The organism is Sphingobacterium detergens, assembly GCF_003610355.1.
Lineage (GTDB): Bacteria > Bacteroidota > Bacteroidia > Sphingobacteriales > Sphingobacteriaceae > Sphingobacterium > Sphingobacterium detergens.
The window spans coordinates 579509-606423 of record NZ_RAPY01000001.1; the positions used below are offsets into that span (position 1 = coordinate 579509).

At 38.6% G+C, this 26915-nt stretch carries 22 protein-coding genes and 1 tRNA gene; 13 read left to right on the top strand and 10 right to left on the bottom strand.

Features of this window, described 5'->3' with window-relative positions:
- Positions 1-440 precede the first annotated feature (440 nt).
- The 6 genes from DFQ12_RS02500 to eptA all read left to right on the top strand — a co-directional run bounded on the left by DFQ12_RS02500 (position 441) and on the right by eptA (position 8466).
- Positions 441-1715, top strand: a complete 1275-nt coding sequence (locus DFQ12_RS02500; protein WP_120257452.1) for an aminotransferase class I/II-fold pyridoxal phosphate-dependent enzyme — start codon at positions 441-443, stop codon at positions 1713-1715.
- A gap of 85 nt (positions 1716-1800) precedes the next feature.
- The gene (locus tag DFQ12_RS02505; RefSeq protein ID WP_120257453.1) at positions 1801-2451 is read left to right on the top strand and encodes a TetR/AcrR family transcriptional regulator; all 651 of its coding nucleotides are present in this window, start codon (positions 1801-1803) and stop codon (positions 2449-2451) included.
- A gap of 172 nt (positions 2452-2623) precedes the next feature.
- Positions 2624-3808: a metallophosphoesterase gene (locus DFQ12_RS02510; protein WP_120257454.1), complete on the top strand. Its 1185-nt coding sequence runs from the start codon at positions 2624-2626 to the stop codon at positions 3806-3808.
- 325 nt (positions 3809-4133) lie between these two features.
- Positions 4134-5405 carry a glucose-1-phosphate adenylyltransferase gene (locus DFQ12_RS02515; RefSeq protein ID WP_120257455.1) on the top strand — a complete coding sequence of 424 codons (1272 nt, stop codon included), beginning with the start codon at positions 4134-4136 and terminating at the stop codon, positions 5403-5405.
- A gap of 712 nt (positions 5406-6117) precedes the next feature.
- Positions 6118-6702 (top strand): hypothetical protein, encoded by a 585-nt coding sequence (locus DFQ12_RS02520; RefSeq protein ID WP_120257456.1) that lies wholly within the window; start codon positions 6118-6120, stop codon positions 6700-6702.
- Between the two features lie 237 nt (positions 6703-6939).
- The gene (gene eptA, locus DFQ12_RS02525) at positions 6940-8466 is read left to right on the top strand and encodes a phosphoethanolamine--lipid A transferase EptA (RefSeq protein WP_120257457.1); all 1527 of its coding nucleotides are present in this window, start codon (positions 6940-6942) and stop codon (positions 8464-8466) included.
- 50 nt (positions 8467-8516) lie between these two features.
- On the opposite strand, the gene DFQ12_RS02530 is transcribed toward eptA, so the two are convergent.
- The 6 genes from DFQ12_RS02530 to DFQ12_RS02555 all read right to left on the bottom strand — a co-directional run bounded on the left by DFQ12_RS02530 (position 8517) and on the right by DFQ12_RS02555 (position 14454).
- Positions 8517-9068, bottom strand: a complete 552-nt coding sequence (locus DFQ12_RS02530) for a dihydrofolate reductase family protein (RefSeq protein WP_120259186.1) — start codon at positions 9066-9068, stop codon at positions 8517-8519.
- 135 nt (positions 9069-9203) lie between these two features.
- The gene (locus DFQ12_RS02535) at positions 9204-9788 is read right to left on the bottom strand and encodes a hypothetical protein (RefSeq protein WP_120257458.1); all 585 of its coding nucleotides are present in this window, start codon (positions 9786-9788) and stop codon (positions 9204-9206) included.
- 209 nt (positions 9789-9997) lie between these two features.
- Positions 9998-10891, bottom strand: coding sequence for a metallophosphoesterase (locus DFQ12_RS02540; protein ID WP_120257459.1), 894 nt, complete (start codon positions 10889-10891; stop codon positions 9998-10000).
- A gap of 194 nt (positions 10892-11085) precedes the next feature.
- The gene (locus DFQ12_RS02545) at positions 11086-12636 is read right to left on the bottom strand and encodes a M20/M25/M40 family metallo-hydrolase (RefSeq protein ID WP_120257460.1); all 1551 of its coding nucleotides are present in this window, start codon (positions 12634-12636) and stop codon (positions 11086-11088) included.
- 141 nt (positions 12637-12777) lie between these two features.
- Complete coding sequence (locus tag DFQ12_RS02550; protein ID WP_120257461.1) at positions 12778-13872, bottom strand: DNA alkylation repair protein; 1095 nt, start codon at positions 13870-13872, stop codon at positions 12778-12780.
- Between the two features lie 159 nt (positions 13873-14031).
- Positions 14032-14454: a MarR family winged helix-turn-helix transcriptional regulator gene (locus DFQ12_RS02555; RefSeq protein ID WP_120257462.1), complete on the bottom strand. Its 423-nt coding sequence runs from the start codon at positions 14452-14454 to the stop codon at positions 14032-14034.
- Positions 14455-14523: 69 nt separating this feature from the next.
- On the opposite strand from DFQ12_RS02555, the gene DFQ12_RS02560 reads away from it, so the two are divergent.
- From DFQ12_RS02560 to DFQ12_RS02580, 4 genes are all read left to right on the top strand, one after another.
- Positions 14524-16779 (top strand): ATP-binding cassette domain-containing protein, encoded by a 2256-nt coding sequence (locus DFQ12_RS02560; RefSeq protein WP_120257463.1) that lies wholly within the window; start codon positions 14524-14526, stop codon positions 16777-16779.
- 169 nt (positions 16780-16948) lie between these two features.
- Positions 16949-19366: a heavy metal translocating P-type ATPase gene (locus tag DFQ12_RS02565; RefSeq protein WP_120257464.1), complete on the top strand. Its 2418-nt coding sequence runs from the start codon at positions 16949-16951 to the stop codon at positions 19364-19366.
- Between the two features lie 37 nt (positions 19367-19403).
- Positions 19404-19625, top strand: a complete 222-nt coding sequence (locus DFQ12_RS02570; protein ID WP_120257465.1) for a hypothetical protein — start codon at positions 19404-19406, stop codon at positions 19623-19625.
- An 865-nt stretch (positions 19626-20490) separates the two neighbouring features.
- Positions 20491-21057 carry a TlpA family protein disulfide reductase gene (locus DFQ12_RS02580; protein WP_120257467.1) on the top strand — a complete coding sequence of 189 codons (567 nt, stop codon included), beginning with the start codon at positions 20491-20493 and terminating at the stop codon, positions 21055-21057.
- Positions 21058-21144: 87 nt separating this feature from the next.
- Here DFQ12_RS02580 and DFQ12_RS02585 read toward each other — a convergent pair whose 3' ends face one another.
- Together DFQ12_RS02585 and DFQ12_RS02590 are read right to left on the bottom strand one after the other, a co-directional pair.
- Complete coding sequence (locus DFQ12_RS02585) at positions 21145-21840, bottom strand: alpha/beta fold hydrolase (RefSeq protein WP_120257468.1); 696 nt, start codon at positions 21838-21840, stop codon at positions 21145-21147.
- Positions 21841-21901: 61 nt separating this feature from the next.
- The gene (locus DFQ12_RS02590) at positions 21902-22486 is read right to left on the bottom strand and encodes a Crp/Fnr family transcriptional regulator (RefSeq protein ID WP_120257469.1); all 585 of its coding nucleotides are present in this window, start codon (positions 22484-22486) and stop codon (positions 21902-21904) included.
- Between the two features lie 144 nt (positions 22487-22630).
- Between DFQ12_RS02590 and DFQ12_RS02595 the strand changes: the two genes are divergently transcribed.
- Complete coding sequence (locus DFQ12_RS02595) at positions 22631-23515, top strand: cation diffusion facilitator family transporter (RefSeq protein WP_120257470.1); 885 nt, start codon at positions 22631-22633, stop codon at positions 23513-23515.
- Positions 23516-23769: 254 nt separating this feature from the next.
- Positions 23770-24339 carry an outer membrane beta-barrel protein gene (locus DFQ12_RS02600; RefSeq protein ID WP_167457178.1) on the top strand — a complete coding sequence of 190 codons (570 nt, stop codon included), beginning with the start codon at positions 23770-23772 and terminating at the stop codon, positions 24337-24339.
- Between the two features lie 185 nt (positions 24340-24524).
- Here the strand turns inward: DFQ12_RS02600 and DFQ12_RS02605 are convergent, their stop codons facing one another.
- Positions 24525-25556 (bottom strand): Gfo/Idh/MocA family oxidoreductase, encoded by a 1032-nt coding sequence (locus DFQ12_RS02605; protein ID WP_120259187.1) that lies wholly within the window; start codon positions 25554-25556, stop codon positions 24525-24527.
- 584 nt (positions 25557-26140) lie between these two features.
- On the opposite strand from DFQ12_RS02605, the gene DFQ12_RS02610 reads away from it, so the two are divergent.
- Entirely contained in the window at positions 26141-26416 is a 276-nt protein-coding gene (locus DFQ12_RS02610) for a transcriptional repressor (protein ID WP_167457179.1), read from the top strand.
- 276 nt (positions 26417-26692) lie between these two features.
- On the opposite strand, the gene DFQ12_RS02615 is transcribed toward DFQ12_RS02610, so the two are convergent.
- Positions 26693-26766, bottom strand: a tRNA-His gene (locus tag DFQ12_RS02615).
- Positions 26767-26915 lie beyond the last annotated feature (149 nt).

Below are 26915 nucleotides of genomic sequence, written 5' to 3' on the forward strand. Positions count from 1 at the left end.
TTATTTTTTTTAATTTTAACATACAAGGGAAATTTTATTTGTTTATATTTGTATGTCATTGAGACTTTCTTACTTGTTCAGCTTTAATGCTTGATCCGAGTAAAGTTTTATATGGGCATATTTCCATATAGAAATGTAATTATGATATGTATACTGTAGGTAGGTGTATAATTTAACAGTGGTAGCTGTAGGGGCTACCACTGTTGTTTTCCATAGCTGTTTTAAGGTTCATGCTATGAACTAAGTTTTATATCCTCGTGGAGTGTTTCAGCGGTCCCCATGTTGTAACTTACGTGGTAAGCCAGCTTTTATAGGCGGTCTTTTTGGCGCGCCCTAAATATTTCATCAAAAATTTCCTGCAAATGCTTCGCTGACCAGATGAGTGATCTGTTTTTTACTTTATATTTATGGTATTATTATGAATACCTAAAAGAATATCTATGGAAATTAACGAACACATTGATTTTGCGACAGCAAGTTTCAAAGAATTTGAGAATATTGCTGGTTTTGATATGATGGATACTGCCAAGTATTTCCATTCCTATATCAATTACATGAAAGAAAATCAGCATCTTAACTTTAGATTTATAACACAGGGATGCGGGCCGACTGCTATTGTAAGTTCACCATTTTTAGAGCAACCAACAGAATGCATAAGTCTTGTGTCAAACGATTACCTTAATTTTTCCCAACACCCAAAAGTAAAAGCAGCGGCCATAGCTGGAATAGAGAAATATGGTACAGGGGCTGGAGCTTCACCGTTAATAGGGGGGCACCATGAATATCATGTTGCGTTGGAGGAGAAGATCTGTAAATTTTTCAACCGACCAGAGGGATCGAGTATCGTTTTTACCACCGGATATACCGCAAACAGTTCTACTTTATTAAGTTTGTTGAAACAGGAGGACTGTGCCATTGTCGATATGGAAGTACATGCAAGTGTTTATGAGGGCTTATTAAATACCAATGTGAAACGATTTCCACATAACAGTATGATTCATCTTGAAAGGGCATTGGCAGACGCCGAAAATAAGTTCAGAACCAAGTTGGTTATCATTGATGGAGTATATTCCCAAAATGGAGATTTAGCGACAATGGATGAAATTTATACATTAACCAGGAAGTATGGTGCCTATTTAATGGTGGATGATGCACATGGAATAGGTGTAATGGGCGAGAATGGTAGGGGGGCCATTGAAGCTTATAATCTTTTGGATAAAGTAGATATTATAGCCGGCACTTTGAGTAAAGCGTTTGGTCATATTGGAGGTTTTATAGTTTCATCGCCAGAAATCATTAATTACCTTCGTTATCAGTCGAGGCAGCAGGTATTTTCCTCCACATCGACCCCCGCAAGTTTCGGTTTATTGAAAGCCATTGATTTAATTGATGAAGAGCCTTATTGGCGAACAAGGCTCAGTGACAATGTGACTTATTTTAAGGCGGGATTGCTATCTCTTGGTGTTGATATTGGCACATCCTCATCCCCAATTATTCCGATAAAGATCGGTGATCCAATTCGAACCGCTCAGATCTCGCGCATGTTATTGCAAAACGGTGTTTATGCAAATTGCATCGTCTATCCCGGAGTGGCAAAAAAAGATGCTCGTATTCGTACAAGCTTGATGGCCACACATACAAAGGAACATTTGGATAAGGTATTAAATACATTGGAAGATATCAGTAAGGTTGTAAGTTTGAAAAAATCAAGATAAATTAATCTTATAATATTTAATTATTTATTATATTGATCTGAATCATTAATTTTAGGCATTCAGATCAATAGCATATTAATAACACATGCGTAAAACTTATAAGGGAGAAAAGAATGATAAAGAACGCACCATGAACAAACTTGTTTTGTCTGTTGGTAAGGTTCTTCGCGATAAAGGGTATACGGGCTTAACAATTGCCAATATTTCTAAAACGGCAGGTGTTGACAGGAAGCTCATTTCACTTTATTTTGGCTCCGTTGACAATTTAGTTGAAACATACATCAGGAGTAAGGACTACTGGGTGTCTGCTACGCTGGGTGCTGTTGAATATTTTGGTACTGCTCCAACCGAGGGGTCAAAGGGCTTTCTTGAATCGTTGTTACTGAATCAAATGGATAGCTTTCTGGAGAATACCGAAATGCAAAAAGCAGTTCTTTGGCAGATCAGTGAAAAGTCTGAGATTATGTCGCAAATCACGAGGGAGCGGGAGAAGATGAGTGCTTTGTTTTTTGCCTTTGCCGATAAGGAAATGGAAGGTAAAGATGTTGATTTGCGGGCTATAAGTAGTATTTTGACTGCGGGGATCTATTACTTGGTGTTACACTCAATAAATACGGAAAGTACTTTTTGTGAAATTGAGCTTAACGCGGATGGTTTAGACAGAATCCGCAATGCGGTCAGAACAATCCTCTCCTGGGCTTATGGAGAGAACGAAAAAAAACCGGTCGAAGTTTGACGAAAGGATTGATGGCGCACTATGCCAATCTGTCAATTATAACAAAGGAAATCAGCCGATTAACACTGATATTGTCATACAGGTATCAATATTCTATTTAAAGGATCGTCCAATTGGTCATCACCATTTTTTGGCATATCATTCGCCTGTTTAGATTTAAACGATTCGAAACATGGCGAAGAGATTATTGCTCATATTAATGTTGTTTGTGATTGCTGATGCTTATTTCTTTCAAGCATTTACGACCATTATCCATACTCCATTTTTACATAAGATTTATTGGTATTTAGATGTATTGTTGCTTATTGGGGTGTTTACCCTGATTTTTCTCCGGCAACAGGGTAAAGATATTCAGCGACTGGCGGCAGGTCTGGTCACTTCTTTTTTAATTGTATTTATCCCAAAATTGCCGGCCTTTCCAATCTTATTGGCTGAGGATTTGGTACGGCTATTACAGGGATTTCCCCCACGAAGTATTTATATAAGTGAATTTGTGCTTGCACTGGCTTTACTGATTGTTTTAATTATTGTTTTTGGCCTCACCAGAGGGCGGCATTTATATCGGGTAAGGGAGGAAGTCCTAAGCTTTCCGGATCTGCCAGATGCATTTGATGGATTTAAGATTACACAGATTTCGGATATTCATTCCGGAAGCTTATCTGATGTTTATGGAGTCCGAAAGGGTATCGCACTGGCGAATGCGCAGGATAGTGATCTTCTGCTGTTTACCGGAGACCTTGTCAATAACAAAGCGGCTGAGATGGAATCCTGGATTTCAGATTTCACTTCGCTAAAGGCCCCGTTTGGTAAATTTTCTGTACTCGGAAATCACGATTATGGAGATTATACGCACTGGGATAGTGCTGAATTAAAGGCATCTAATCTTATTAGGTTGAAGGAGATTCATCGGGAAATGGGATTTAAGCTGTTGATGAATGAATCTATTGCCATTCAAAAGAATGGGGCTAGCATCGCATTGATCGGGGTGGAAAACTGGGGAAAGGGTGGTTTTCATCAATATGGAGACCTGAGCAAAGCGACGTCGGATCTGGCGACGGACTCTTTTAACATATTGATGTCGCACGATCCTTCTCATTGGGATCATGTCACTTTAGATCATGAAAAACATGTACATCTTACATTGGCCGGGCATACGCACGGGATGCAATTTGGTATAGAGCTGTTCGGATTTAAATGGAGCCCGATACAATATTTCTATGAACAGTGGGCTGGATTATATCAAAAAAAAGGGAAATACTTGTATGTCAACCGTGGCTTTGGCTATCATGGACTCAAGGGTAGGATAGGTATATGGCCGGAGATTACCGTCATCACGTTGAAAAAATCTATTTCATAATCTTTGGATGGCGCCAGGATGATACCGTTCGGATGTCAGGCTTATTTTTCATATCTATTTTTAACGATATAAATAGATCAGGTTGGGCAATATTTTTTTGTTTCGAAGATTAATTTTATTATATTTAGTTAGCGTAGCTTGGTCTAAAAAAGATGGTAAGCTAGTGCTATTAGTATTAACCAATTGCATCAAATTAAACAAAAGAAGAATATCCATTGCTTGACATACTATAGGTAAAAATGAACAAGCGGATTGTCATATAGATCCAGGGATGGATGCGTTCGATAGTTAATTAGATTTATAAACCAATTATTTAATTTGAGGTATGGCACACAAAGTAGTTTCCCTTATTTTGGGAGGGGGTAGAGGGTCTCGACTTTATCCATTGACACAACAGCGCTCTAAGCCGGCTGTTCCTATTGCTGGGAAATATCGATTGGTCGATATTCCTATTTCGAATTGTTTAAATTCTGGATATAATAAGATATTCGTTTTAACACAGTTCAATTCAGCTTCTTTGAATACGCACATCAAAAACGCTTATAATTTCAGCATTTTCAGTAAAGGTTTTGTTGACATTTTGGCTGCTGAACAAACGAACGAGGGAGATCGATGGTTTCAGGGAACAGCTGATGCCGTGAGACGTACACATAAGCACCTATTGAATGTTGACTACGATTATGTATTGGTTTTATCGGGCGACCAGCTCTATCAAATGGACTATTCTGCTTTGGTAGACTTTCATGTGCAGAACGGCGGGCACATCACAATTGCAACCATTCCTGTCAATGTAGCCGATGCGACTGGGTTTGGCATTCTCAAAGCCAATGAGGCAAATGTAATTACAGCGTTCACCGAAAAACCCAATAAAGAGGAGGTCTTGAATTGGTCTTCAGAAGTCTCCAGTGAGATGGCCAAATGTGGGCGGAATTATCTGGCATCGATGGGGATTTATGTTTTTTCAAAAGGTGTTTTGCTCAATTTACTGCTTGCCAATCCAGGTATGGACTTTGGGAAGGAAATACTACCAGATGCGATCAACAAGTACAAAGTACTGAGTTACCAGTTCGATGGCTATTGGACAGATATTGGAACGATAAAATCATTTTTCGATGCCAATATTGGATTGACTGCAGATGTTCCTGATTTTAATTTGTTCGATGAAACTGTATTTACGAGAGCGCGTATGTTACCTCCGTCTAAGGTTTCGGGAACAACACTCAATAATACGGTTATTGCTGATGGCTGTATCCTCAATGCAGATAAGCTCGAACGTTCTGTGATCGGTATACGTTCCCGTATTGGTGAGGGGACAGTAATTAAATCAACCTACATGATGGGATCAGATCATTACGAACAACTTGAGGAAGTCATTGAATTGGGGAATACCCAAAAACCGCCACCTGTTGGTGTGGGGGAGCGTTGTTATATTGAAAATGCTATTTTGGATAAAAATTGCAGGATAGGAAATGATGTCAGAATAAAAGGAGGACCACATCTGGAGGATGGCGATTTTCAGACACATGCAATCTGCGATGGCATCGTTGTTGTAAAGAAAAATGCCGTAATCTCGAATGGTGTAAGTATAGGCTGCTAGCTATTTTCAGACATTAAGTAGTAAAGGACTAGGACTGTATGCGCCTGGTCTTTTATTGAATTGTTTGCCTGATCCGAATTTGCACTAACATTTATACAATTCTAGCGCAAGTTGTCATCAATACGATCACACATAGTATCAATAAAACGATGACTGTTGTAGTATAAGGGGTTCTTCTCATGATTTTTTTTATTTATTACTTATAAATTTAATTTCGCAAAAGTCATGCCCATTATAGTAACCTCAATCCTGCTCGTTGAAACTGTAGTTTTAAATCTACAACCGATTGGTTTTATTGATTTTGTGCGAAATATTTAAAATCTATTTAGGCTAGACGGTAGCTTTCAAAAAATACGCATTTTACTCCCTTATTATTTCTTAATAATCAATATAGTTGTAAAATCTCTATAAGCATCACTGCGGAAAATGCTATTGTCAAAGTATCCTGTGACGATAATTCTAAAATTTCAGTCATGCGATAAGATAAGATAAGATAAGATAAGATAAGATAAGATAAGATAAGATAAGATAAGATAAGATAAGTTGGTCCGAATTAAAAAAGGAATTCGCTCGGACAAGAGTTGAGATTCATAAGTTATTTATACTAATTGGATTGTATAAAATGTTGTTCAAATAATTGCCAAAGACTATTTACAAGGCATGAATTGGTGCGTTTTTTGTTCGGTCTGACATTTAAAATATTTATATCAATATGAAATCTTTTTATTTAGGGATGGCAACATTAAGTGTCGGATTAGCGCTTATGGCGCGTCATAATACTGCTTCTGGCAATCAACAAGCTGTTCATTCTTTTGGAAACGTGCGGGTTAATTCTGATTCGACAAAAGTCGAGAATCTGGTGAAGGAATTGAAGAAGCTTAAACCTATTCCTAAGGCCGATTTCGAAGCAAAGTTTAAAAAAGAGATCAACGGTTTTAAACTGACCGAAGCTCAGGCATTTGAAGACCAAGAAACGGGCTCCTTTGCCTCGGCCAACTATGCAAAGGATGGGGGGAATATTTATCTCATGATAACAGATGGTGCGGGACCTGGATCGGAGCAGGTGAAAGCTAATTTATTGAATTATTTAGAACTGAAAGACATTTATACACCGGAAGACAAGTCAGCAGTTAAAAATTATAAGGGCTGGTTAGTCTCATTTGACTGGAGTATGTTCGAAAATGATGGCTTGACGAGTATACAATACTTAGAGGGCAATCGTTATGCTGTTGTTGCTTCGGCAAACCAGGTTCCGATAGAAGAACTTGAAAATTTTTTGAACAGTTTTAGTTTATAAAAATAAAACAAAGAGCGCCCTAGCTTATTCCGTAATCCAAGGAATAGGTTGGGGCTCTTTGTTTTTCTGTGAATCATGAAACTTGAAATAGATTAATAGCAGGAAAAATTATCCGTTTTTTATTTTATTATTTCTTATTTTCGGCACGATATTAATCAGCAGAATAGTTGACGGAAATTGGATGTTTTTCTTGCTTTTTCGTTGGCTGGCATAGTTATTTCACTTTATAAAACTACAATGTTTAAGCTAAAAAATAATCTAAAGATAACTCAATTCGTGTTATTGATGAGTGTTCTTAATTTTTTATTTTTCCATCTCCCTTTCTTTTCCTTTGTTTTTAAAAATATTGATTATAAAAGCCTGAATGGCATTGTTCTGGTCCTAAGCTTAGTGATCTTAATGTTGGTCTTAAACGCCTTTGTACTCTATTTAATATTTTTTCTATCACGTCTAGTTGGCAAAATCTTGCTGATCTTCTTTTTCATCGGCAGTTCTATCGCGGTTTACTTTATCAATACCTATAGTGTCATCATAGATGAAACGATGGTGGGGAATATCCTCAATACCAATTACGCGGAGTCGAGTAGTTTTTTCTCGATTAAACTAATTTTATATGTCGTTTTATTGGGTATCCTGCCTAGTATATATATTGCGAAAGTGAAAATAGAGAATGTGAAATTAAAGCGTTTTCTTATTACTTCTGCGCTCAGCCTATTGTTTATAATCATACTGATTTTTGCGAATGCGAGTAATTGGTTATGGATCGATAAAAATTCAAAGACTTTAGGCGGGCTAGCGATGCCTTGGTCTTATACGGTAAACTTCACACGTTTTTATATTCATCAGCAGCAGGAAAATAAAAAGGAAATCTTACTTCCTGATGCCAAAATAATGGATAACAAAAAGGCCGTTGTTGTTTTGGTAATAGGTGAATCTGCAAGAAGTCAGAATTTTTCGTTATACGGTTATAAGAAAAATACAAATCCCTTACTATCCAAGATCCCGAATCTACATCATTTTGAAGCGACCTCCTGTTCCACTTATACAACCGCGGGTGTGAAATGTATTTTGGAACATAAAAATAGCGGGGATTTATATGAAATATTACCAAATTATCTGTTCAGGAATGATGTTGATGTTGTCTGGAGAACTTCCAACTGGGGCGAACCTCCGGTCCACATCAAGGATTACAAAAAAACAGAACAGCTAACATCGAATTGCCAAGGGGAGGGCTGTAGCTATGATGAGGCTCTTCTGGCGGGATTAAAAGAGCAGATACTAGCCAGTAAAAAGGATAAAATATTTATTGTGTTACACACAAGTACTAGCCATGGACCGACTTATAGCAAAAAATATCCGGCGCAATTTGAAATGTTTAAGCCTGTTTGTAATAGTGTAGAGCTGGGGAAATGTTCTAAGGAGGAACTTGTCAACGCTTATGACAATACAATTGTGTATACAGATTATATTTTAAACCGCTTGATAGAAGATTTAAAAGAATTGAAGCAATACCAAAGTGCGATGCTTTTTGTATCTGATCATGGTGAATCTTTAGGTGAAAACAATTTATATATGCATGGACTACCAATGAGTATCGCACCTAAAGAGCAATATGATATTCCTTTTATCGTTTGGGTTTCTGATCCAGCGAAAGAGCTAAAACCCAATAAAATATTGACCCAGAACCATGTATTTCACAGTGTTCTGAACTTCTTAAATATACAGAGTCCTATTTATGATGAAAGTATGGACATCTTTAAATAGTATACAGAAACCAATGGGAATCGTTTACGAGAGGAGCTGTATACGGTTGTTTATTGGTGAGCGGGTTTGTAATATAGAATTGTAGCACCGCCAGCAAAGGTTTTTGTCTTTAGGTATGTCAGCTGTATTTTTCTGTTTATGTTGTTGAACAATGGTAAGCCATTTCCAGCAATAACGGGATGAATACAAATTTGATACTCGTCTATAAGGTCGCTGTTTGTTAATGCGACAATTAGACTAGGACTACCTATCAAAATATCTTTGCCCGGTAACTGTTTAAGTGCCTGAAGTTCGTCAACGATAGTTCGGTTTGCCAGCCTTGCACTGTCCCAATCCAGATTTTTTAGTGTTTGCGAAAAGACGACTTTTGGTATCGTGTTCATGACATGCGCAAATTCGTCTGAGGATTTATTACCACTGGAGGTTGTCAAGAAGGCCCGCCAATATTCCATAAGCTGATAAGTTATTCTACCATATAATATTGTATCAGACTCACGCAATAAGTCTGTATAATGCTGATGAATTTCATCATCTGGAAGCATTAAAGTATGATCACAAAAGCCGTCTAGGCTCATATTAATCGCTGCAATTACTTTTCTCATAGCGCGCATAATATTTCTATGCATTGAATTTACGAAAAAGTAAGGGACGGTTGACCTTAGAGAGAAAATAATAGGAGCTACTAAACTCATTACTGAAGATTGAGATAGACAGGCTCTTTATGAGAAATTGGGGGGCTATTCGTCTATAATAGTTAAGTTACTGATTACTTCGAAAGTTGACACATGGTAATCATCTCCAAAAAATAATCCATTGATATAATGTTGGATTGGGTAAAAAAGGTCTATCGGAATGCCTTTATAGAAGGTTTTGAAATCGTTTGGAATAGAGTAAGCATGACTATATTTTCCTTTGCCAAGACTGATACCGCCTATTTTTTTTAGGTAGCCAGTTATTTTGTGTTTAGAGGAATTTGAAAACTCTTCACTTGTTTCCAGGAAATAATCCTGAATATAAAAATTTCTTATATTTTTCAATTTGATCGGGGAGCTTTTATCCAGCTTGATTCTCCGGGAATAGGATATATCGGTTAAAATGCAGGTTGCCTTCTGAACCGTTGAGACATCAATAAAATAATCTCCATCGACCAATAGATGTTTACTATCTTTATAGATACCTAGGATCATCTCGTTGATTTCTCTATCGGAATAATCCATTATATTTGAAGATCTACCAAACTTTTCGAATTGCAGTCCGCTATCTTTGACATTTTTCCTGATTTTATTTAGCTCATATTGCTGAAAAGTCCTTATTTTTTCCATATCCGTTGCTCGTTATATTTAGCACTTTAAAGATAATTTTAAAACTTTGCTTTCAACCGCTTTACAGGCATCTAATTGCAATTTGAATCGAATCTAATTTAACAGTACGCTAACGCTTAGGTAACAAGTTAAGTCTTCAAAGGAGAAATGTATCGTTTTTTGGAATGCAGAACCTGAGATCGAACAGTAGCCAAACGCAGGTTCTGCTATTAAAAATCAAATTTTCTGGAGGTCATACGACCCTGACCTTTCAGGTTTATTCGGTTGGGGAATAGTTCCAAAACCCCATAAGCATTTTCATTGCTGGTTTCGATCATCCCCTCAAGTGTAATCATGGGAATCCCTTTATAGTTAGCGAAGTTACCGGGATGATGATGCCCTGAGATAACAGCTTTCACACGAGGATATTTTTCGATTGCTGCCAATATATCCCTATTGTTGAGTGTTTCAAGTCCGTTTTCTGGAAATAAGGGATGATGAGAAAAGATGATCACATTCTTAGCCTCTTTTTCTGCTTTTTTTAGCTGTTTTTCCATCCATGCAAGTTGTTGTCTGCTGATGCCACCATTCCATGGCTGTGTATTTTTCCGTGCCTCGAATTTTAGCTGGTTATTTAATGCTTGCCAAGCAGCGCGCTTAGCTGAAGCCTCTGATGTTGCGTATTCGCTGAGTTCATTGGTGTTGAGGAGAATAAATAACCAATGACCTTTTTCTACGGTATAGTAGGGGGCGGACATGCGATAGGCCTTGTAGAGTGTGGCACCGTTTTTCACATCGACATAATCATGGTTGCCCAGTAAATTGTAAACTGGTGCCTTGAGTTTGTCCAGATGCTGCAAGGCTGGAGTCAAATCTTTTGCACCTACATCGACTAAATCTCCTACCATCACCGTAAAATCCACGCCAGCTGCATTTATTGCTGTCGTTGCTGAATCTAATTTGGAAAGTGAATTGCGGTAAAATCGACTTCCTTTGGTGTCCTGATCAGCATATTGTGGGTCTGCAATTAAACCTATTTTCAATGGAGTGTTCTTTTGTTGGCTAATGCTCTTACCATGTAAGAGGACAAATAAAAGGGAGAAAACTATAATTTTAATTTTCATTCTGGGTAATTTTAGATTTTGAATGCCATCGGGCTCGAAAACAAACCGACGAGGCTACCGATTTTAATTTTGGTTCTATTAGCTCAATCGCTGGTCCATACAAACATACATGATTTTTTGACGTTTAAAAGCTGAAATTAATAGCAATCGATTGCATAAAATTCAGAAAACCAAAATGCTACACCGGATATATGTTATTTAGATGCTGGTATTTGTTCGTCATAATTTCGCATGATATAATAGAAATACGCAATCATTTTCATATAGTTTTCGATACTGATATATTCATTGGTACTGTGCATGCTCTGCTGTTCGGAATGATTGATTTTGATTGGCATAAATCGGTAGATATTCTTGCTGAGTTCTTGGTATTTGACGGCATCTGTACCGCCAACGGTCAGGTATGGTGTGACAATAAGATCTGGGTATAACTTTCGGATGGAGGCTTCCATCATCTGATAGGCTTTTGTATCACTAGGAGATACATTGGAGGCCTCCCGGGCATTATCAACCTGTTCTATTTCGACATCAAAACCCGCTGTTGCTTTCTTAACGTGTGCTTGGACTTCCTGAATTGTATTTTCAGGCAATAGTCTAAAATTGACAACAAATTCGACTTCTGGAGACAGCACGTTGGGGGCATCGCTACCTTTCATCATCGTCAGTGCTGTCGTGCTGCGTACCAAGGCGTTGGTCGAATGATTTTTGGTCAACTGGGCAAGTAGCATAGGTTCCATCAACCATCTATTTGCTATTGCAAAGCGCGAAACAAAAGGCATTGAACCGCCTATCTGTTGGAAAAAACGCTGAATAAGTGGACTTATCATCGGTTTCATCTGCTGCTCTTCGAGCCGCTGCATGATCACCGCAGCTTTGCCCATGGCCGTTTCAGACGGTGGCATTGAAGAATGTCCTCCTAAGCCTTTAACTTTGACCTTTAAAGATAGGAAGCCCTTTTCGGCACAGCCAATTAATGCGACATCTGAATGTATTCCTTTAACAGATCCTTTCTCGAGAATGAGTCCACCTTCATCGTAGACAGCTTCAAATCGAAGTCCCTTACGCTTGAAATCTGCAGCAATTTTGCTTGCCCCAAGTTCGCCACCTACTTCCTCATCAAAGCCAAATGCCAGGTAGATATCACGTTCAGGTCTTTCCTTATCCAGCAGTATTTTCTGCATGGCTTCGAGTAATGAAAAGAGCATTCCTTTCATATCCAATGTTCCACGCCCGTAAATCCGTCCATCGGCTACTGCACCCGAAAAAGGGGCATAATTCCAATCTTCTGCTATTGTGGAAACTGGAGGGAGCGGCTTATCTGAAGGAAGGAAAACATGTTCGGATTTGTTTTTAATTTCAGCTGAACCCGGAGGAACAACATCATAATGGGACAAAAATAGGAGTGGCAATAAATTGCTATTGCTACCTTTAAGTTTAAAAACTAAACCATAGGAATGCACGGTATAGATCTCCAGTTGTTGGTGAATAAGCGGATAACTTGCTGCGATATACTGTTTAAAAGTATCAAAAGGGGCGTAGGCAAATAAATTAGGATCCCCATTGGAAACGGATGGTATCTTAATTCCCCCCGCTAATCGGGATAAGATGCTATCATTGCTTATGGGCTGGAATGCTTGTGCATCGGATTTTTTTATCTTGGCAAAAGGGAAGAGCAATGTGTTGATCACTAAACCAATAAAAATCACAATCAGCAATAGCAATAGTACCAAAAGTAGCTTCTTCATAACAGCGTTGTTTGTAGTGGAACGTTTATATCAATACCATCTCAAATAGAGACCTACGGATAAAAACATCATACTGTCCACTTTGTTTTAGCTTGAGACTTGGAGCCAGAATCAACCGTCGCAAATGTTATTTAAAAATTATCAAATCAAGTCAAACTCCATTTCCGATGTTTCCCTGCCATTGACAATAATGGAAATTTTATGTTTACCGATATAGAATTTTCTGGTGGTGATTACTTTAAATGATTGCCTGCGTTCAATCCGATTTTTTTCAGCGGATAGATAGATCTTCTCGCTAATTTTAAAGACTTTACGGGACATTAAACCATTTGATTTTTGATAATATAATCCATACTCCAGGCGGAGTGGTTTGGATTGCGCATGTGTATTTTCGATCTGGAATGAAAAAAAGACATATTCACCAACTTTTACATACGGTGTCGCAATGTGTAGATCGGAAACCTCAAAATCTGTTCCCTCCAAGCCATAGTAGTGTAAAATCTCTGGATGCCCCTGTTTAAGTAGTGTGCGGCAGCCATGTTTAATGATTCCATCCGTATTTTTACTGATCCCTTTCCAATTTTTCGCAATGGCCAGCAAAATATCGGGGTGATCTTTGGAGATATCGTTTAAATTGTTGGCGACACTTCTTCTTACAGTTTCCGACACATCATTTTTTAGTAAATCCAAAATAGGCAAAATAGGGCTCGGATCTTTCTTCAGAAAGGGGATAGCCATAGCCCATGGTAGCCGTGGACGAATACCTTCGCTTGCCAAACGGCGAACTTGTGCATTCGGGCTTCGTGCCCATTGTTCCATTATGCTGATCATCTGCCCTTTATATTTGATAATAAAAGGGCGAACAGCAAATTCACAAGTGATGAACTGTGTAATTATTTCAAGGGATTGCACGGCGGTTTCAAAATGCTCAACACCATACGTTTCGATGTAGTCGGGGAATATAACATATTCAAGTCCACCGGGATACCCTGCCGCAATTAAATTCTCAACAACTTGGGTGATTAAGGCGATTGCTTCGGGAAAATTGGATGGCATAAATTCGTGCAAGGTTTGTGTGGTATGTTTGGTCCTTTGCTTCCATTCCATAGTGTTGAAATCAGGGCTAAAGATTCTCGTAATAAATTGCTCTTTATTGAAATCGGGATTTACCTGACTAAACTGATCTGCAATGTGTTGATAGAAATTGAGCGAATAGATATCTTTGATAAGACTCATAAATATTGTATATAGTTCAAATATATATTTAAAACAAGATGTGGCCACAAATTGACCAAAATTCCATCGTGCCAAGTTGTTCGTTAGAGACAAAACTAGAGGATAGAACTGACAACTGTTTGTCACTAGCCAAATATGTTGAATCACAAATAAACAGTATTAATCTTTTACCTGTTGCATAAGCTTATGAAGAAGTACAGTAAGTGTCTTTAATTCATCCTTTGTCAAGGAGCGTGAGGCTTTTTTTGCAATACTTTCCCTAAAGTTTTCCGAGTTATCAATGATATATCGACCTTCATCAGTCAGGGACAGATCAAAAAATCTACGATCTCTTGTCGATTGCTGTTGCTTGATAAGCCTGTTTTCGGTCAAAAATTTAAGCTGCTTGGAAATAGCCGCCTGGCTGATCTGGAAGGCTTCAGCAATCTGTTTACCGGTAACCTGATGACCTCTATAAATATATTCCATGATATTGTAATGTGTAGCCGTCACCCCATGTATATTTCCTCGGTTCATATTGGCTAGTATAAAACACTGTAGGTCGGTAAAGACCTGATAAAAATCAGTTTCGCTCTTATTCATAAAACAATAGTTTAGTTAACTTTGTTAAGTATTATGGTTAACTAAGTTAATCATATCAAAGATAAAGAAATGAATTATATCGTCATAGTAAATGCAAGGCAAAACAATCTGAAGAATATTTCGCTCCGTATTCCCAAAAAAGAGATCACTGTTTTCACGGGCGTTTCCGGTTCTGGAAAATCGTCTTTGGTATTTGAAACGATCGGAGCGGAAGCACAGCGGCAGTTTAATGAGACCCAGACGAGTTTTATCAGAAATCGTTTGCAGCACATCGGGGTTCCAGAAGTAGATAAGATTGAACACTTAAATGTACCTATTATTATCAATCAAAAAAGACTAGGTGGGAATGCCCGTTCCACGGTAGGTACAGCTACAGATATCTATAGTTCATTGCGATTGCTTTTTTCTAGAATGGGTACTCCGTTTGTGGGATATTCCAATGTATTTTCATTTAACAATCCACTGGGCATGTGCCCGGAATGCGAGGGACTTGGTTTTGTGCAGACCCCTGACATTACACGACTTTTGGATATGGAAAAATCTTTGAATGAAGGTGCAATCGCATTTCCGACATTTCAGCCCGGAGGATGGCGGTTAACGCGATATACTTTATCTGGATATTTTGACAATGATAAGAAATTAAAAAATTATAGCAAATCGGAATGGGAGATGCTTTTGAACGCTGCAGAACATAAGCCCAGACACCCTGACAAACAATGGGGAAAGACTGTGAAATACGAAGGCTTAATTCCTCGTATCGAAAAGGCATTCTTAAAAAAAGATTCGAAGGAGAATATAACCCGAAAAGAGGCTCTCAAAACTATCATAATCACAAAAAAATGCCCTGTATGTAATGGCACAAGGCTAAATAGAAGGGTTCTATCGTGTAAAATATTAGGAAAAAGCATAGCGGATTGTGCATCACTCTCCGTGGATGAGTTACTCGAATTCATAGGCGCTATAAATACTAAGACCTATCAGGTATTGTTAAATGAACTGAGCAAGAAATTACATGATATAGTCACTATTGGCCTTCAATACCTGACGTTGGACAGGCGCACAGATACCTTATCTGGCGGAGAATCCCAACGTATCAAGATGGTACGTAATCTCGGTAATAGTCTAACTGACTTGCTCTATATTTTTGATGAACCGAGTATCGGTCTCCATCCTAAAGATTTGCAAAATATCGCAACGATTATTCAACAGATCAAGGAGAAGGGTAATACGGTGATTATTGTAGAACACGATCCAGATTTAATTAGGATTGCGGATTGGGTTGTCGATATGGGGCCGGGATCAGGAAAATTAGGCGGTGAAATTGTCTACGAAGGCAAATTTGAAGGACTGCAATATGCCAAGGGAAAAACAGGATCTTACTTTGGACGACGCTTCGATTTCAATCACACTCCACGACAGGCGGAAGGTTATCTGGAGATAAAGAATGCGAGCTTACATAATTTGAAAAATATCCATGTAAGAATACCCAAACACGTGCTTTCTGTTGTTACAGGTGTTGCCGGTTCAGGTAAGAGTACGCTGATCAACAAAATATTGCCCATGTTTTATCCAGAGATCAAAGTTGTTGATCAGGCGCTATTTGCGGCCAGTGTACGTTCCAATCTGCTCACTTATCTTAATTTATCAGATATGATCAGGAAGCTTTTTTCAAAAGCAAATAAGGTCTCTGATAAACTATTCAGTAGAAATAGTTTAGGGGCCTGTGAAAATTGCAACGGATTGGGGGTTGAGAAAATTGATCTGGCTTTTATGGATGATATTGAGCAACCTTGTGAGCGATGTGATGGCTCAGGATTCACAGCACAGGTACTAGATTATCATTACAAGAATAAAAATATCGTTGATGTCATGAATATGACTGTCACAGAGGCAGCTGTATTCTTTCCCGATGATCCCTTTCATAGTGTTTTTAACATGTTATCTAACCTTGGCCTAGGTTATCTCAGTTTAGGACAGCGGCTGGATAGCTTTTCAGGTGGCGAACGACAACGCCTGAAGCTTACGAGGGAACTCAACCAAAGTAATGGTATTATAGTCCTCGATGAGCCAAGTACGGGATTACATCCATCAGATACACAAAAACTACTGAACTTTATAGATGAACTTGTGAAAAATAGGAATACTGTTATTGTGATTGAACATAATCTTGACATCATTGCTCAGGCGGACTGGGTAATAGATATTGGTCCCGGAGCTGGCAAATATGGTGGTGAGCTGCTCTTTGAAGGAACAGTGGCTGATCTTTTAGAAGATAAGATATCACTCACTGCTGTATATTTAAGAGGGCACTTAAAAATGACTTAGTATATCATAAACAGGATGTATTCTTAGATCAGACTAAAAATTTGATCTTACATTTAGGAATCCTAGGATAGAAAACAAGCCATAATATTACAAATCAATTCCGTAATTCTGTAAGGATTTACTCCCCGTTTGTGGCCAAATTTGTAATGTAAGATTAATACATACAGATATGGCTACAAATAATTATAACGAAACAATTTATATTCCTTTAGAGGATGTGGAAAGCGAACATTGCGCATTAATTGTTGAAAAAGAGTTGGCCTTGGTAAAGGGGATAGAGAGCCAAAAAGTTGAACTGAACAATCGTAGGGCGGCTATTACGGTCAAAAATAATGAGGTTGTAGCCAATGCTGTGAAAGCTGTTAAGGATCTTGGCTATGGCGTGTCGACCGTAGTCAAAACATTTCCTGTACTGGGAATGACTTGTGCTTCCTGTGCAGGGAGTGCAGAAAGTATGGTAAAATACGAATCTGGTGTAGTGAATGCTTCCGTAAATTTTGCTACCGGAAACTTGACCGTTGAATATCTTCCGAATATCACTGATGCCGTTAAAATCCAAAAAGCTGTACAAGCCGGCGGTTATGATCTATTAGTGGAAGACGAATCAACCCAACAAGAAACGTTGGAATCTATCCATGCCGAAAAGTTCCGGACACTCAAAAGCAAAACGATATGGGCAATTATCCTATCACTTCCTGTCGTGGCGATCGGTATGTTTTTTATGGATATCCCATATGCAGATCCAATCATGTGGTTCTTTGCAACACCTGTTGTACTCTGGTTGGGTAAGGACTTTTTTATTAATGCATGGAAGCAAGCAAAACATCGTTCAGCAAATATGGATACACTGGTTGCATTAAGCACGGGGATCGCCTATATATTTAGTGTTTTCAATATGTTATTTGCCGATTTCTGGCATCAGCGGGGACTGCATGCGCATGTGTATTTCGAAGCTGCAGCGGTTGTTATTGCTTTTATCCTGCTTGGGAAATTATTGGAAGAAAAAGCGAAAGGTAATACCTCTTCGGCTATAAAAAAATTAATGGGGCTACAGCCCAAAACGGTCATGGTCATACAACCTGATGGATCTGAAATACAAGTTGCAATAGAAGCCGTAAAAGCAGGTGATATTATCCTGGTAAAACCAGGGGAGAAGATTGCTGTGGATGGTATGGTTATTTTGGGCGATTCCTATGTTGATGAAAGCATGTTGAGTGGTGAACCGGTTCCAGTGTTCAAAAAAGAAAACGAAAAGGTCTTTGCGGGTACGATTAATCAGAAAGGCAGCTTTCAATTCAAAGCGGTCAAAGTAGGCAAGGAGACGATGTTGGCGCAGATCATTAAAATGGTGCAAGACGCCCAGGGTAGCAAGGCTCCAGTGCAAAAGATGGTCGATAAGATTGCCGGAATATTTGTTCCGGTGGTGATTGGTATCGCCCTATTTACCTTCGTATTGTGGTTTATTCTAGGCGGTGAAAATGGTGTGGTGCAAGGTCTGCTGGCTGCTGTAACTGTTTTAGTTATAGCCTGTCCCTGCGCGCTTGGCTTAGCGACACCCACAGCAATTATGGTGGGTGTTGGAAAAGGGGCTGAGCAAGGCATCCTGATCAAAGATGCGGAAAGCTTGGAACTTGCCAAAAGTGTCAATGCAATTGTCTTGGATAAGACTGGAACAATTACCGAGGGGAGACCGCAGGTAACAGGTATCCAATGGTTGGACAGCGATGATACGACAAATGCCATATTATTAAGTATAGAAAAGCAATCTGAACATCCGCTTGCGGAAGCTGTAGTCAATTACCTTGAAGGTGTAGCAGTGACGACAATATCGGCATTTGACAGTATTACGGGAAAAGGAGCGAAAGCCAATCATGGTCTGGAGACTTACTACGTTGGTAACAGGAAACTATTGATTGAAAATGGCATCGCTATCGCAGAGCAATTGCAGGATCGGGCAGAACAATGGAGTGAGGAGTCAAAAACTGTCATTTGGTTTGCCAACAGTACCCAAGCACTAGCTGTCATTGCTATTGCAGATAAAATTAAGGAGACCTCGATATTGGCTATTCAAGAAATGCAGGCCATGGGTATTGAGCTTTATATGCTTACCGGTGATAATGAATCGACTGCCAAAGCTATCGCAGAACAGACGGGCATTAAGCATTATAAAGCGGAAGTGATGCCGCAACATAAAGCTGACTTCGTAAGAGCACTTCAACAACGCGGAAAGGTAGTGGCGATGGTCGGTGATGGTATCAACGACAGTACCGCCTTGGCAACTGCAGATGTCAGTATAGCGATGGGTAAAGGGAGTGATATTGCTATGGATGTAGCAAAAATGACCATTATTTCCTCGGACTTGACTAAAATACCACAAGCAATCCGCTTGTCGAAACAGACGGTGGCCACCATCAAGCAAAATCTGTTTTGGGCTTTTATTTACAATGTGATCGGTATTCCTGTCGCTGCAGGTATACTCTTCCCAATCAATGGTTTTCTTTTGAATCCCATGCTTGCTGGAGCGGCAATGGCCTTGAGTAGTGTTAGTGTCGTGAGCAATAGCTTGCGTTTAAAATGGAAAAAATAGATCGTAATAGTAAACAATAACTTTAAAATTAAATAACATGGAAAGCAAAAATATTCAATTCAAAACAAACCTTAACTGTGGTGGCTGTGTATCCAAAGTAAGTGCTGATTTAGACAATGCTGCAGGCATCTGTGAATGGAGCGTCGATACATCAAATAGCGACAAAATTCTTACAGTGAAATCGAACGGTATCTCTGAGGAAGAAGTCATTGAAATTATCAAAAGAAAAGGCTTCATTGCTACATCACATTCTGCATAAATTGAATGCGGAAACCAAGAAAAAGTCGTCCTTTATCCGGGACGACTTTTATTTTTTTGCATAAGTTGTTACAAGGCCATAGGATCCTATGAACACTTGAAAACCACTATTATCTTGCCTATATCGACCGACTGACATGAGTAACAACAAGCGTAGCGGAATTGGTTTTTTTAATTACAAGGCCAATCTTTCTATGAAGAAGTCTCGTTTTATAGGCTATCTGTTGAAGAAGAGCAATAGCCTCTAAAAATAAATAAAAATAGCCCAAGCTATTTGTGTGCTTGGGCAAATAAGCTTATTTTAGCCATTAATGGGCAGCATTAAATCTAATATTCTCAGAAGCTATGGACAATACATTACTATTTTGGTAATGTTTATTCTTGTATTGCTCACATCCTGTCCAATAAAAAATGGAATCAAAAGTCTCATAGGGACACCAATGAATACGGAACAGGGGAGAATAGCGGATCGGGCCATACCCCTTGTTAACGGATTTGAGCGCTGTAGTGAGTTGGTAGAGAGCGAAAATGCCCGATTAAGCTTTGTAAAAGAAACTCTTCTTTTGCCAGATGCTGTGCTAATCCTGAGGTCGTTTTACCCTTTTAGCATATGGGAGCCTCTGCAACTGTCGGCTAGCCGAAACCGGCGTCAGAAGATTGCACATACTTTACCTATTTTTCTGCAATATCGAACATTACGCATTTAGAATTCTTTTTTGACTAGCCCACCTTCGTTATAGAACAGCCCTGATATTCATCTGTTTTTATACGATGGGGAGCTATTAAGATAAAACAAAAGCAAACTGTAGGTGGGTTTTAGTGATAGTTTATAAATAATTAAAATACAGTAATTTACATATATAATAATGAATATAAAATTTAATAGGATTATAACAGGTTTTGGACTTTTTATTATTACAGCAAGTGTTTTGACAGCCTGTGGAAACTCGGCAGATGGTAACAAACCCAAAGCAGAAAAAGAGCAAGCTCAAGCTGTTAAAGAAGTTGAAGAGCCAAAAGTGGCCGATGTTTCCTTCAAAGATAAAGCCGGTAATGTTGTTAAACTAAGTGATTTAAAAGGGAAGGTTGTCTTTATCAATTTCTGGGCTACTTGGTGTCCGCCGTGTATACATGAAATGCCGTCCATTAATACCTTAAGACAGGGATTCAAAGACAACAAAAATATAGTATTTCTAATGGTTGATGTCGACAATGATATTGAGCAATCGGCGGCGTTTATGGAGGAGAACAAATATGATTTGCCACTATATACTGCAACGGGAGAAATTCCACCAGAATTTTTGGGTGGATCCATTCCTACCACAGTGATTTTGGACAAAAATGGACAAATTGTAGAACGTTTGGAGGGGAGCAGAGACTATGCAGCTCCTGAGATTGCAAAGGCCTTAGAGGAACTGACAAAGGCAAATTAGCATCACTCTAGAGCATAGCGAAAGTCGCACGGACTAAAAAGAGCTAAATAGGTGTTAACCTATTTAGCTCTTTTTATGATTTTTGACCTAAGATATTGCTTCAACCGCCTCTTTGATCAATGCTGTAATTTCGTTTGGATGGGTTGCTAGTGAAGCATGGCTGGCTTCCAAATGAATAATTTTACGAGCATTAATTCGTTCCGCCATTTCCTGTTGAGTCACTGGTGGTATCATATGATCATTGTCTGATACCTGATACCAGCTGGGTTTTGTTTTCCAGGCTGGCTCTCCCGCCTCTGCCGCAAAAATACTTCCATGTGTTGGTTTCTGCGCCAAGGACATTGCGATCGCATCTTTTTCATCTAAATCTTGAGCGAAGCTTTCGTGGAATTTATCGTATTTGATCCATAGAAACCCTTTTTCATCAGGAACAAGGTTGGCAGCACCGGATGGTGGTTCTCTACGGCCGAAGATACCGCCCAAACTTTCACCCTTGTCCGGGGCAAAGGCAGCGATATATACTAAGCCTGCAACTTTTTCATGATGTCCAGCGGCGGATATTACTGCTCCACCATAAGAGTGACCAACCAAAATAACCTTACCAGCTTGTAGGTCGATCAAATCTTTGGTCTTTTGGATATCGTCTTCAGCAGATGTCAATGGATTTTGTACGCTTCGTACTGTATATCCTTCTGCATGAAGATTCGTGATAACATGTCTCCAATGAGACCCGTCTCCCCAGGCTCCATGGACTAAAATAATTGTTACATTTTGATTTCCCATATTCGTTGAAGTTTATAGATCAAATATATGTTTAAGTTGCTATTAAACATATTAACTTAAGTTAACGTTTTAAAATTCGTCGACGGATTCTACTTAGCGAAGGTGGTTTAACGCCGAGGTAGCTGGCGATATGTTTTTGGGCTACGAGCTGAAAAATTTGTGCATTCTCGGCGAGTAGATTATTATACCGTATTTCCGGCGAGTAATATAACAACTCTTCGATTCTCTTTTTAGCTCCGAGATAAATGACCTCGGTCATCTTTCGCCCAAATTCTTGCCAGTAAACATCCTTTTGATAGAGTTTTTGAAGGTCATCTTTGTGTAGAAGTAATACCTCGGCATCGGATACCGCTTTAATATTCATACGCGACTTCGTGTTACAAAGGATACTTTCGTAATCGGTAAAAAAGTAATTGTCAAAATGGAAATTGAAAGTTACATCTTCACCGTTATCATTGATATAATACGTTCGCATAAAACCGGTTTTTAGAAAACCAAGGTATTGACATTTCTCGCCCTCTTTCAAAAAGAAATCGGACTTTTTATAGGTTGCCGATTTGAGATAACTACAAAATTCAGGATAGTGTTCTTCATCGACCAAAAACAGAGGGCCAAACTTAGTGTATTCGTTTACAATCTCAGACATAGCTGGTAAAAATATTAAGCCAAAATAATTTTGTATTAAAATTATTGAAAACTTTTGATAGTATGTCACAACATTGAATCATATACTTTCTTTACAGTTGACTATAAAAATATTACCTTCGTAATACATCACAGCAATAATGATATGTCCCAAATTAAAGAGCAAACAGCGATAAAAACCACCTATTTCAGTATTATAGGAAATACAATGTTGGCTTTGCTGAAGTGGCTGGCGGGTTTTTTTGGGAATTCATACGCACTTATAGCAGATGCGATTGAGTCCACCGCTGATATTTTTTCTTCCTTTTTAGTTCTTCTTGGCTTAAAATATGCCCAGCGGCCTGCCGATGAAAATCATCCCTATGGTCATGGAAGGGTAGAGCCACTTATTACGTTTATCGTTGTTGGCTTTCTCATTGTATCAGCTACGATCATTGCCTATGAAAGTATAGAAAATATTGGGACACCCCATGAACTGCCGAAGTCCTGGACATTATTCGTTCTCGGAGGAATCATTATCTGGAAAGAAAGTTCTTACAGAATTGTCATGAAAAAGAGTCGAGAGACCAATAGCTCTTCACTGAAAGCGGACGCGTGGCATCATCGAAGTGATGCAATTACATCGGTGGCGGCTTTTATTGGTATATCTATCGCTTTAGTATTGGGTAAGGGATACGAGAATGCGGATGATTATGCCGCGTTATTTGCAGCTGGATTTATTTTGTATAATTGTTACCATATTTTTAGACCTGCTCTTGGTGAAATCATGGATGAAAATGTTTACGAGGAAGTGATCGAGGAAATCAGAAAATATGCTTTGGAGGTAGCGGGTATAAAAGCGACGGAGAAATGCTATGTTCGAAAGTCGGGAACAAAATATCACGTCGACCTACATGCGATTGTGAATAGTGAGATCACGGTGAAAGAAGGTCATGCACTGGCTCACGAACTCAAAGATTATCTGATCGAACATATACCCGACCTTGGTCATGTTATGATCCACATCGAACCGAGTACATATATAGACTAAACGGCCCTGTTTGGCAAGAATTAGCCTGTTCGTATATCAAATAGCGATGTTCGTATAATTTTGTCAATTTGTATTTATTTTTCCTTTAGCTTTATTCTAAATAACAATTTATTTCTCTGGAAATAGATTGTCTGTAAGTTTTCTCCTCCTGTTCACGATGAGGGTGCTTTGTTAAATATACATGCAGTTATGTTGGATGGATTGTTGGGAGAAGCTTATATCGTAAATAACATTGTATGCTAGTCAACAAAAGAATGAAAATAGTATTTGCCGTAACAGTAATTTTTGGAATGTTGTGTACACATGATGCGTTAGCGCAATTTGGAATGGGGCTTAGGGCCGGCGGGAATCTATCTGGTACAAATGGTTCGGCTTTTCGTTCAGGTAAAAGAATCGGTTTTCAGATCGGAGGGGATCTTAGCTATCATTTTAACAAAAATCTAGCATTGCAGGCCGAACCGGTCTATAATTTAATGCGGATCCGTAATAACGATCAGACTGCAGAAAGTGAATATGGGATAGGAGCCGGAACCAGAAAATTGGAATATATGAGTGTGCCGTTGTATCTAAAGGTAAATTTTACCCGTACAATTGCGATTATGGGGGGACTGGATTTCAATTTTTTGCTCAATGATGACCGTTATAAACTGAACAATGGAGCGAATGCATTTCGAAGTAAGCCCAGAACAGGTTACAGTTTAGGTGCAGAATTGGGTAAGGTTTATTTTCGGTATCGAAAATTTAATAGAACAAATGATATCATAGACAATTGGACTGCGGATATTGAACAATATCAACTGGGACTCAAATTCGAGCTGTTTTAAATCGATTTCAGTGCAAAATCCATTTGTGAAAGACTTTGCTAAACTATTGGTTTTTAATGCATAAAAATTGATATTGGCAATATAAACAGGAGAGGACCATCCCAATTTAATTGGGATGGTTTTTTGTGTTAAAAGCTACTACTTTTGTGCTTGAGTCTTTACGATTGCCTTATTAATGCTATATGCTAGAGGTTATTATCGGCAGATAACATTTCAATTTGCCATCTGATATGGTCCATTGTAATTGGATATTCGACCTCATTGACAAGATTCTCATAGATGTCGTTGAATAATAGATTATAATCTCCTCTATGTGGAAGCGGATAAGAAATATGCTTTTGATTTGTGTTGTCGATAGTCACCAATTTACCCTCACTGCCATTCGGTTCTACACCATAAGCTGGATTATCGGGAAGCATGCCATCTATCAATTGCTGTTCTTGCACATCAGCCATCGTTTTTATGAAGCTTCCTTTGGTACCATGTACCACAAAAGCGGGCAAAGGATCGGCCACAGCGAGGCTCCCCGTTAGAAATACATTCAGTTCATTGGGGTAGCGTAAATGATAATGGAAGTAGTCTGCTACTTGGGAGTTGGGTCGGTTAATTGAAGTTGTTTTACTAAATTTCAATGGTTTTCCGAAGAGCGAAATAGCCTGATCTATAATATGAGGCCCCAGATCATAGGTGAGACCACTGGAGATATATTGGTTGTTTTCCTTGAAATATTTTTGACCTAATTCCATTTTATAGCGGTCGAAGCGGAAAGATACTTCAGTTAATTTACCAAGATTGCCACTTTCAATAACTTTTTTTACATCGAGAAAATGGCTGTCATAACGTCTGTTTTGATAAAAGAAAATCCGCTTCCCACTTTTTTTGCTGACCTCGGAAAGTTCGTTGAACTGCGTTATATTTTCCACGGCTGGTTTTTCGATCAGAACATGTTTTCCTGCTTTTAGGGCCTCTGTCGCGAACTCAAAGTGTGTATGATTTGGCGTGTTTACAATCACCAGTGCTATCGTATCGTCTGCCAATAACTGATCTACGGTATCATAGCTTTTGATTTCGGGATAAAGGTCTTGTGCTATTTTCTGTGACCGTTCGACAACGGCGACTAAGTTAAAATGTGGATTGCTATGGATGAAAGGTGCGTGGAAGACGCGACCCGACATACCAAAGCTTAGAATTCCGGTATTGATCTTGGTATTTTTCATTTTTATATGATCTTGTTGAAGCAAGGTTATTTGCTGTTGAGTATTCTTTTTGTAATTACATCTACGAACTGTTGGACCGAAGTAGGGTCTGGATATAAATATAAGTATATCTTGTCTTATTTTAGATCGATCCTTACATATTTGGATTGATTTTTCTTTGGGAAAATCACATTTTTTGTCCACTTTATCTGGATTTTGCCTATCCATACCTATATACCATCGTTGTTCATTACAAATCTATGATAACAATAGGCCAGCGAAATACGCCGGGTTTAGAAGATCTAAAGAACTACAATTCTTACTCAAGTAAATATATCCAGTTGTTTTCATTCTTAAGAAGGACTTCATGTAGTATCACTTAATATGATCAAAGACAAGATAATTCTTGAAAAACGATGAGCTATGTGTAATAGTTTGATGAATTTTATTAGGTTGATTATTAGTTTATTGTGTATTATTCATTGGAGGGATAGTTTTTTACCTTCGGTATTTTACAAGTTATGCAATATATAATATAGAGTTGGATGGTAAGATATGGGAGCGAAACCAGGTCATCGGACTCTACTATTTATAGTATAAGAGATATGGAAGTTTTAATCAGCTCATTAACAAGTAATGGACACAAATTAACACCTCAACGCCTACATATTATCAAGCATTTGTGGCGCAAAGTTATTATTGACAACATTGACGACCTCTATGTAGAGTTGCGAACAATACAACACATCAGTTGGGCAACTTTGTACTCCACAATTAAATTGCTGCATGCTCTTGGTTGGCTCGAACTGCGTGGGAATGGTCCTAGAGGACGATATTATCGTTGGATCAGGAAAGATTTCAAAGCTGTGGACCTGTGCTAATCGCGGCAGATTCATGATCATATTTTTATCGACGAGATCTGGCCTTGGGAATCTAAAATTGTCCTTAATCTCTCCGTAACAGCTATTTTGATTGCTCGCAAATAAAAAGCGGCCATTGGCACAGATCTATTGCAAACAAACTCGCATGACTACTGAAAAGTGTTTCATGTTGTAAGTTATGGATAGGGAAAGTAAATTGTCGTGTTGTTGAGTAAAAATATAGCCGATATAAAATGGAAAAAGGGCAAACCAATTTATTTTGATTTGCCCTTTTCGGGTAAGTAATCGGGCTCGAACCGACGACCCCTAGAACCACAATCTAGTGCTCTAACCAACTGAGCTATACCTACCGTGATTTTGATGATACAAAAGTACGATTAAACCCTATTCCCTCCAAATATTTAAATGAAAAAAAACAGGTATTAAAGTCAACTAGGTGAAGATTAGTTTATTAAATTTTAATAAAAAACGATTGTAATAGCCCGTAGGACGTGATTTG

Bases quoted from the DNA above. Each gene is read 5' to 3' on its own strand.
- DFQ12_RS02500 (WP_120257452.1), top strand. From the start codon at position 441: ATGGAAATTAACGAACACATTGATTTTGCGACAGCAAGTTTCAAAGAA.
- DFQ12_RS02505 (WP_120257453.1), top strand. From the start codon at position 1,801: ATGCGTAAAACTTATAAGGGAGAAAAGAATGATAAAGAACGCACCATG.
- DFQ12_RS02510 (WP_120257454.1), top strand. From the start codon at position 2,624: ATGGCGAAGAGATTATTGCTCATATTAATGTTGTTTGTGATTGCTGAT.
- DFQ12_RS02515 (WP_120257455.1), top strand. From the start codon at position 4,134: ATGGCACACAAAGTAGTTTCCCTTATTTTGGGAGGGGGTAGAGGGTCT.
- DFQ12_RS02520 (WP_120257456.1), top strand. From the start codon at position 6,118: ATGAAATCTTTTTATTTAGGGATGGCAACATTAAGTGTCGGATTAGCG.
- eptA (WP_120257457.1), top strand. From the start codon at position 6,940: ATGTTTAAGCTAAAAAATAATCTAAAGATAACTCAATTCGTGTTATTG.
- DFQ12_RS02530 (WP_120259186.1), bottom strand. From the start codon at position 9,068: ATGAGAAAAGTAATTGCAGCGATTAATATGAGCCTAGACGGCTTTTGT.
- DFQ12_RS02535 (WP_120257458.1), bottom strand. From the start codon at position 9,788: ATGGAAAAAATAAGGACTTTTCAGCAATATGAGCTAAATAAAATCAGG.
- DFQ12_RS02540 (WP_120257459.1), bottom strand. From the start codon at position 10,891: ATGAAAATTAAAATTATAGTTTTCTCCCTTTTATTTGTCCTCTTACAT.
- DFQ12_RS02545 (WP_120257460.1), bottom strand. From the start codon at position 12,636: ATGAAGAAGCTACTTTTGGTACTATTGCTATTGCTGATTGTGATTTTT.
- DFQ12_RS02550 (WP_120257461.1), bottom strand. From the start codon at position 13,872: ATGAGTCTTATCAAAGATATCTATTCGCTCAATTTCTATCAACACATT.
- DFQ12_RS02555 (WP_120257462.1), bottom strand. From the start codon at position 14,454: ATGAATAAGAGCGAAACTGATTTTTATCAGGTCTTTACCGACCTACAG.
- DFQ12_RS02560 (WP_120257463.1), top strand. From the start codon at position 14,524: ATGAATTATATCGTCATAGTAAATGCAAGGCAAAACAATCTGAAGAAT.
- DFQ12_RS02565 (WP_120257464.1), top strand. From the start codon at position 16,949: ATGGCTACAAATAATTATAACGAAACAATTTATATTCCTTTAGAGGAT.
- DFQ12_RS02570 (WP_120257465.1), top strand. From the start codon at position 19,404: ATGGAAAGCAAAAATATTCAATTCAAAACAAACCTTAACTGTGGTGGC.
- DFQ12_RS02580 (WP_120257467.1), top strand. From the start codon at position 20,491: ATGAATATAAAATTTAATAGGATTATAACAGGTTTTGGACTTTTTATT.
- DFQ12_RS02585 (WP_120257468.1), bottom strand. From the start codon at position 21,840: ATGGGAAATCAAAATGTAACAATTATTTTAGTCCATGGAGCCTGGGGA.
- DFQ12_RS02590 (WP_120257469.1), bottom strand. From the start codon at position 22,486: ATGTCTGAGATTGTAAACGAATACACTAAGTTTGGCCCTCTGTTTTTG.
- DFQ12_RS02595 (WP_120257470.1), top strand. From the start codon at position 22,631: ATGTCCCAAATTAAAGAGCAAACAGCGATAAAAACCACCTATTTCAGT.
- DFQ12_RS02600 (WP_167457178.1), top strand. From the start codon at position 23,770: ATGAAAATAGTATTTGCCGTAACAGTAATTTTTGGAATGTTGTGTACA.
- DFQ12_RS02605 (WP_120259187.1), bottom strand. From the start codon at position 25,556: ATGAAAAATACCAAGATCAATACCGGAATTCTAAGCTTTGGTATGTCG.
- DFQ12_RS02610 (WP_167457179.1), top strand. From the start codon at position 26,141: ATGGAAGTTTTAATCAGCTCATTAACAAGTAATGGACACAAATTAACA.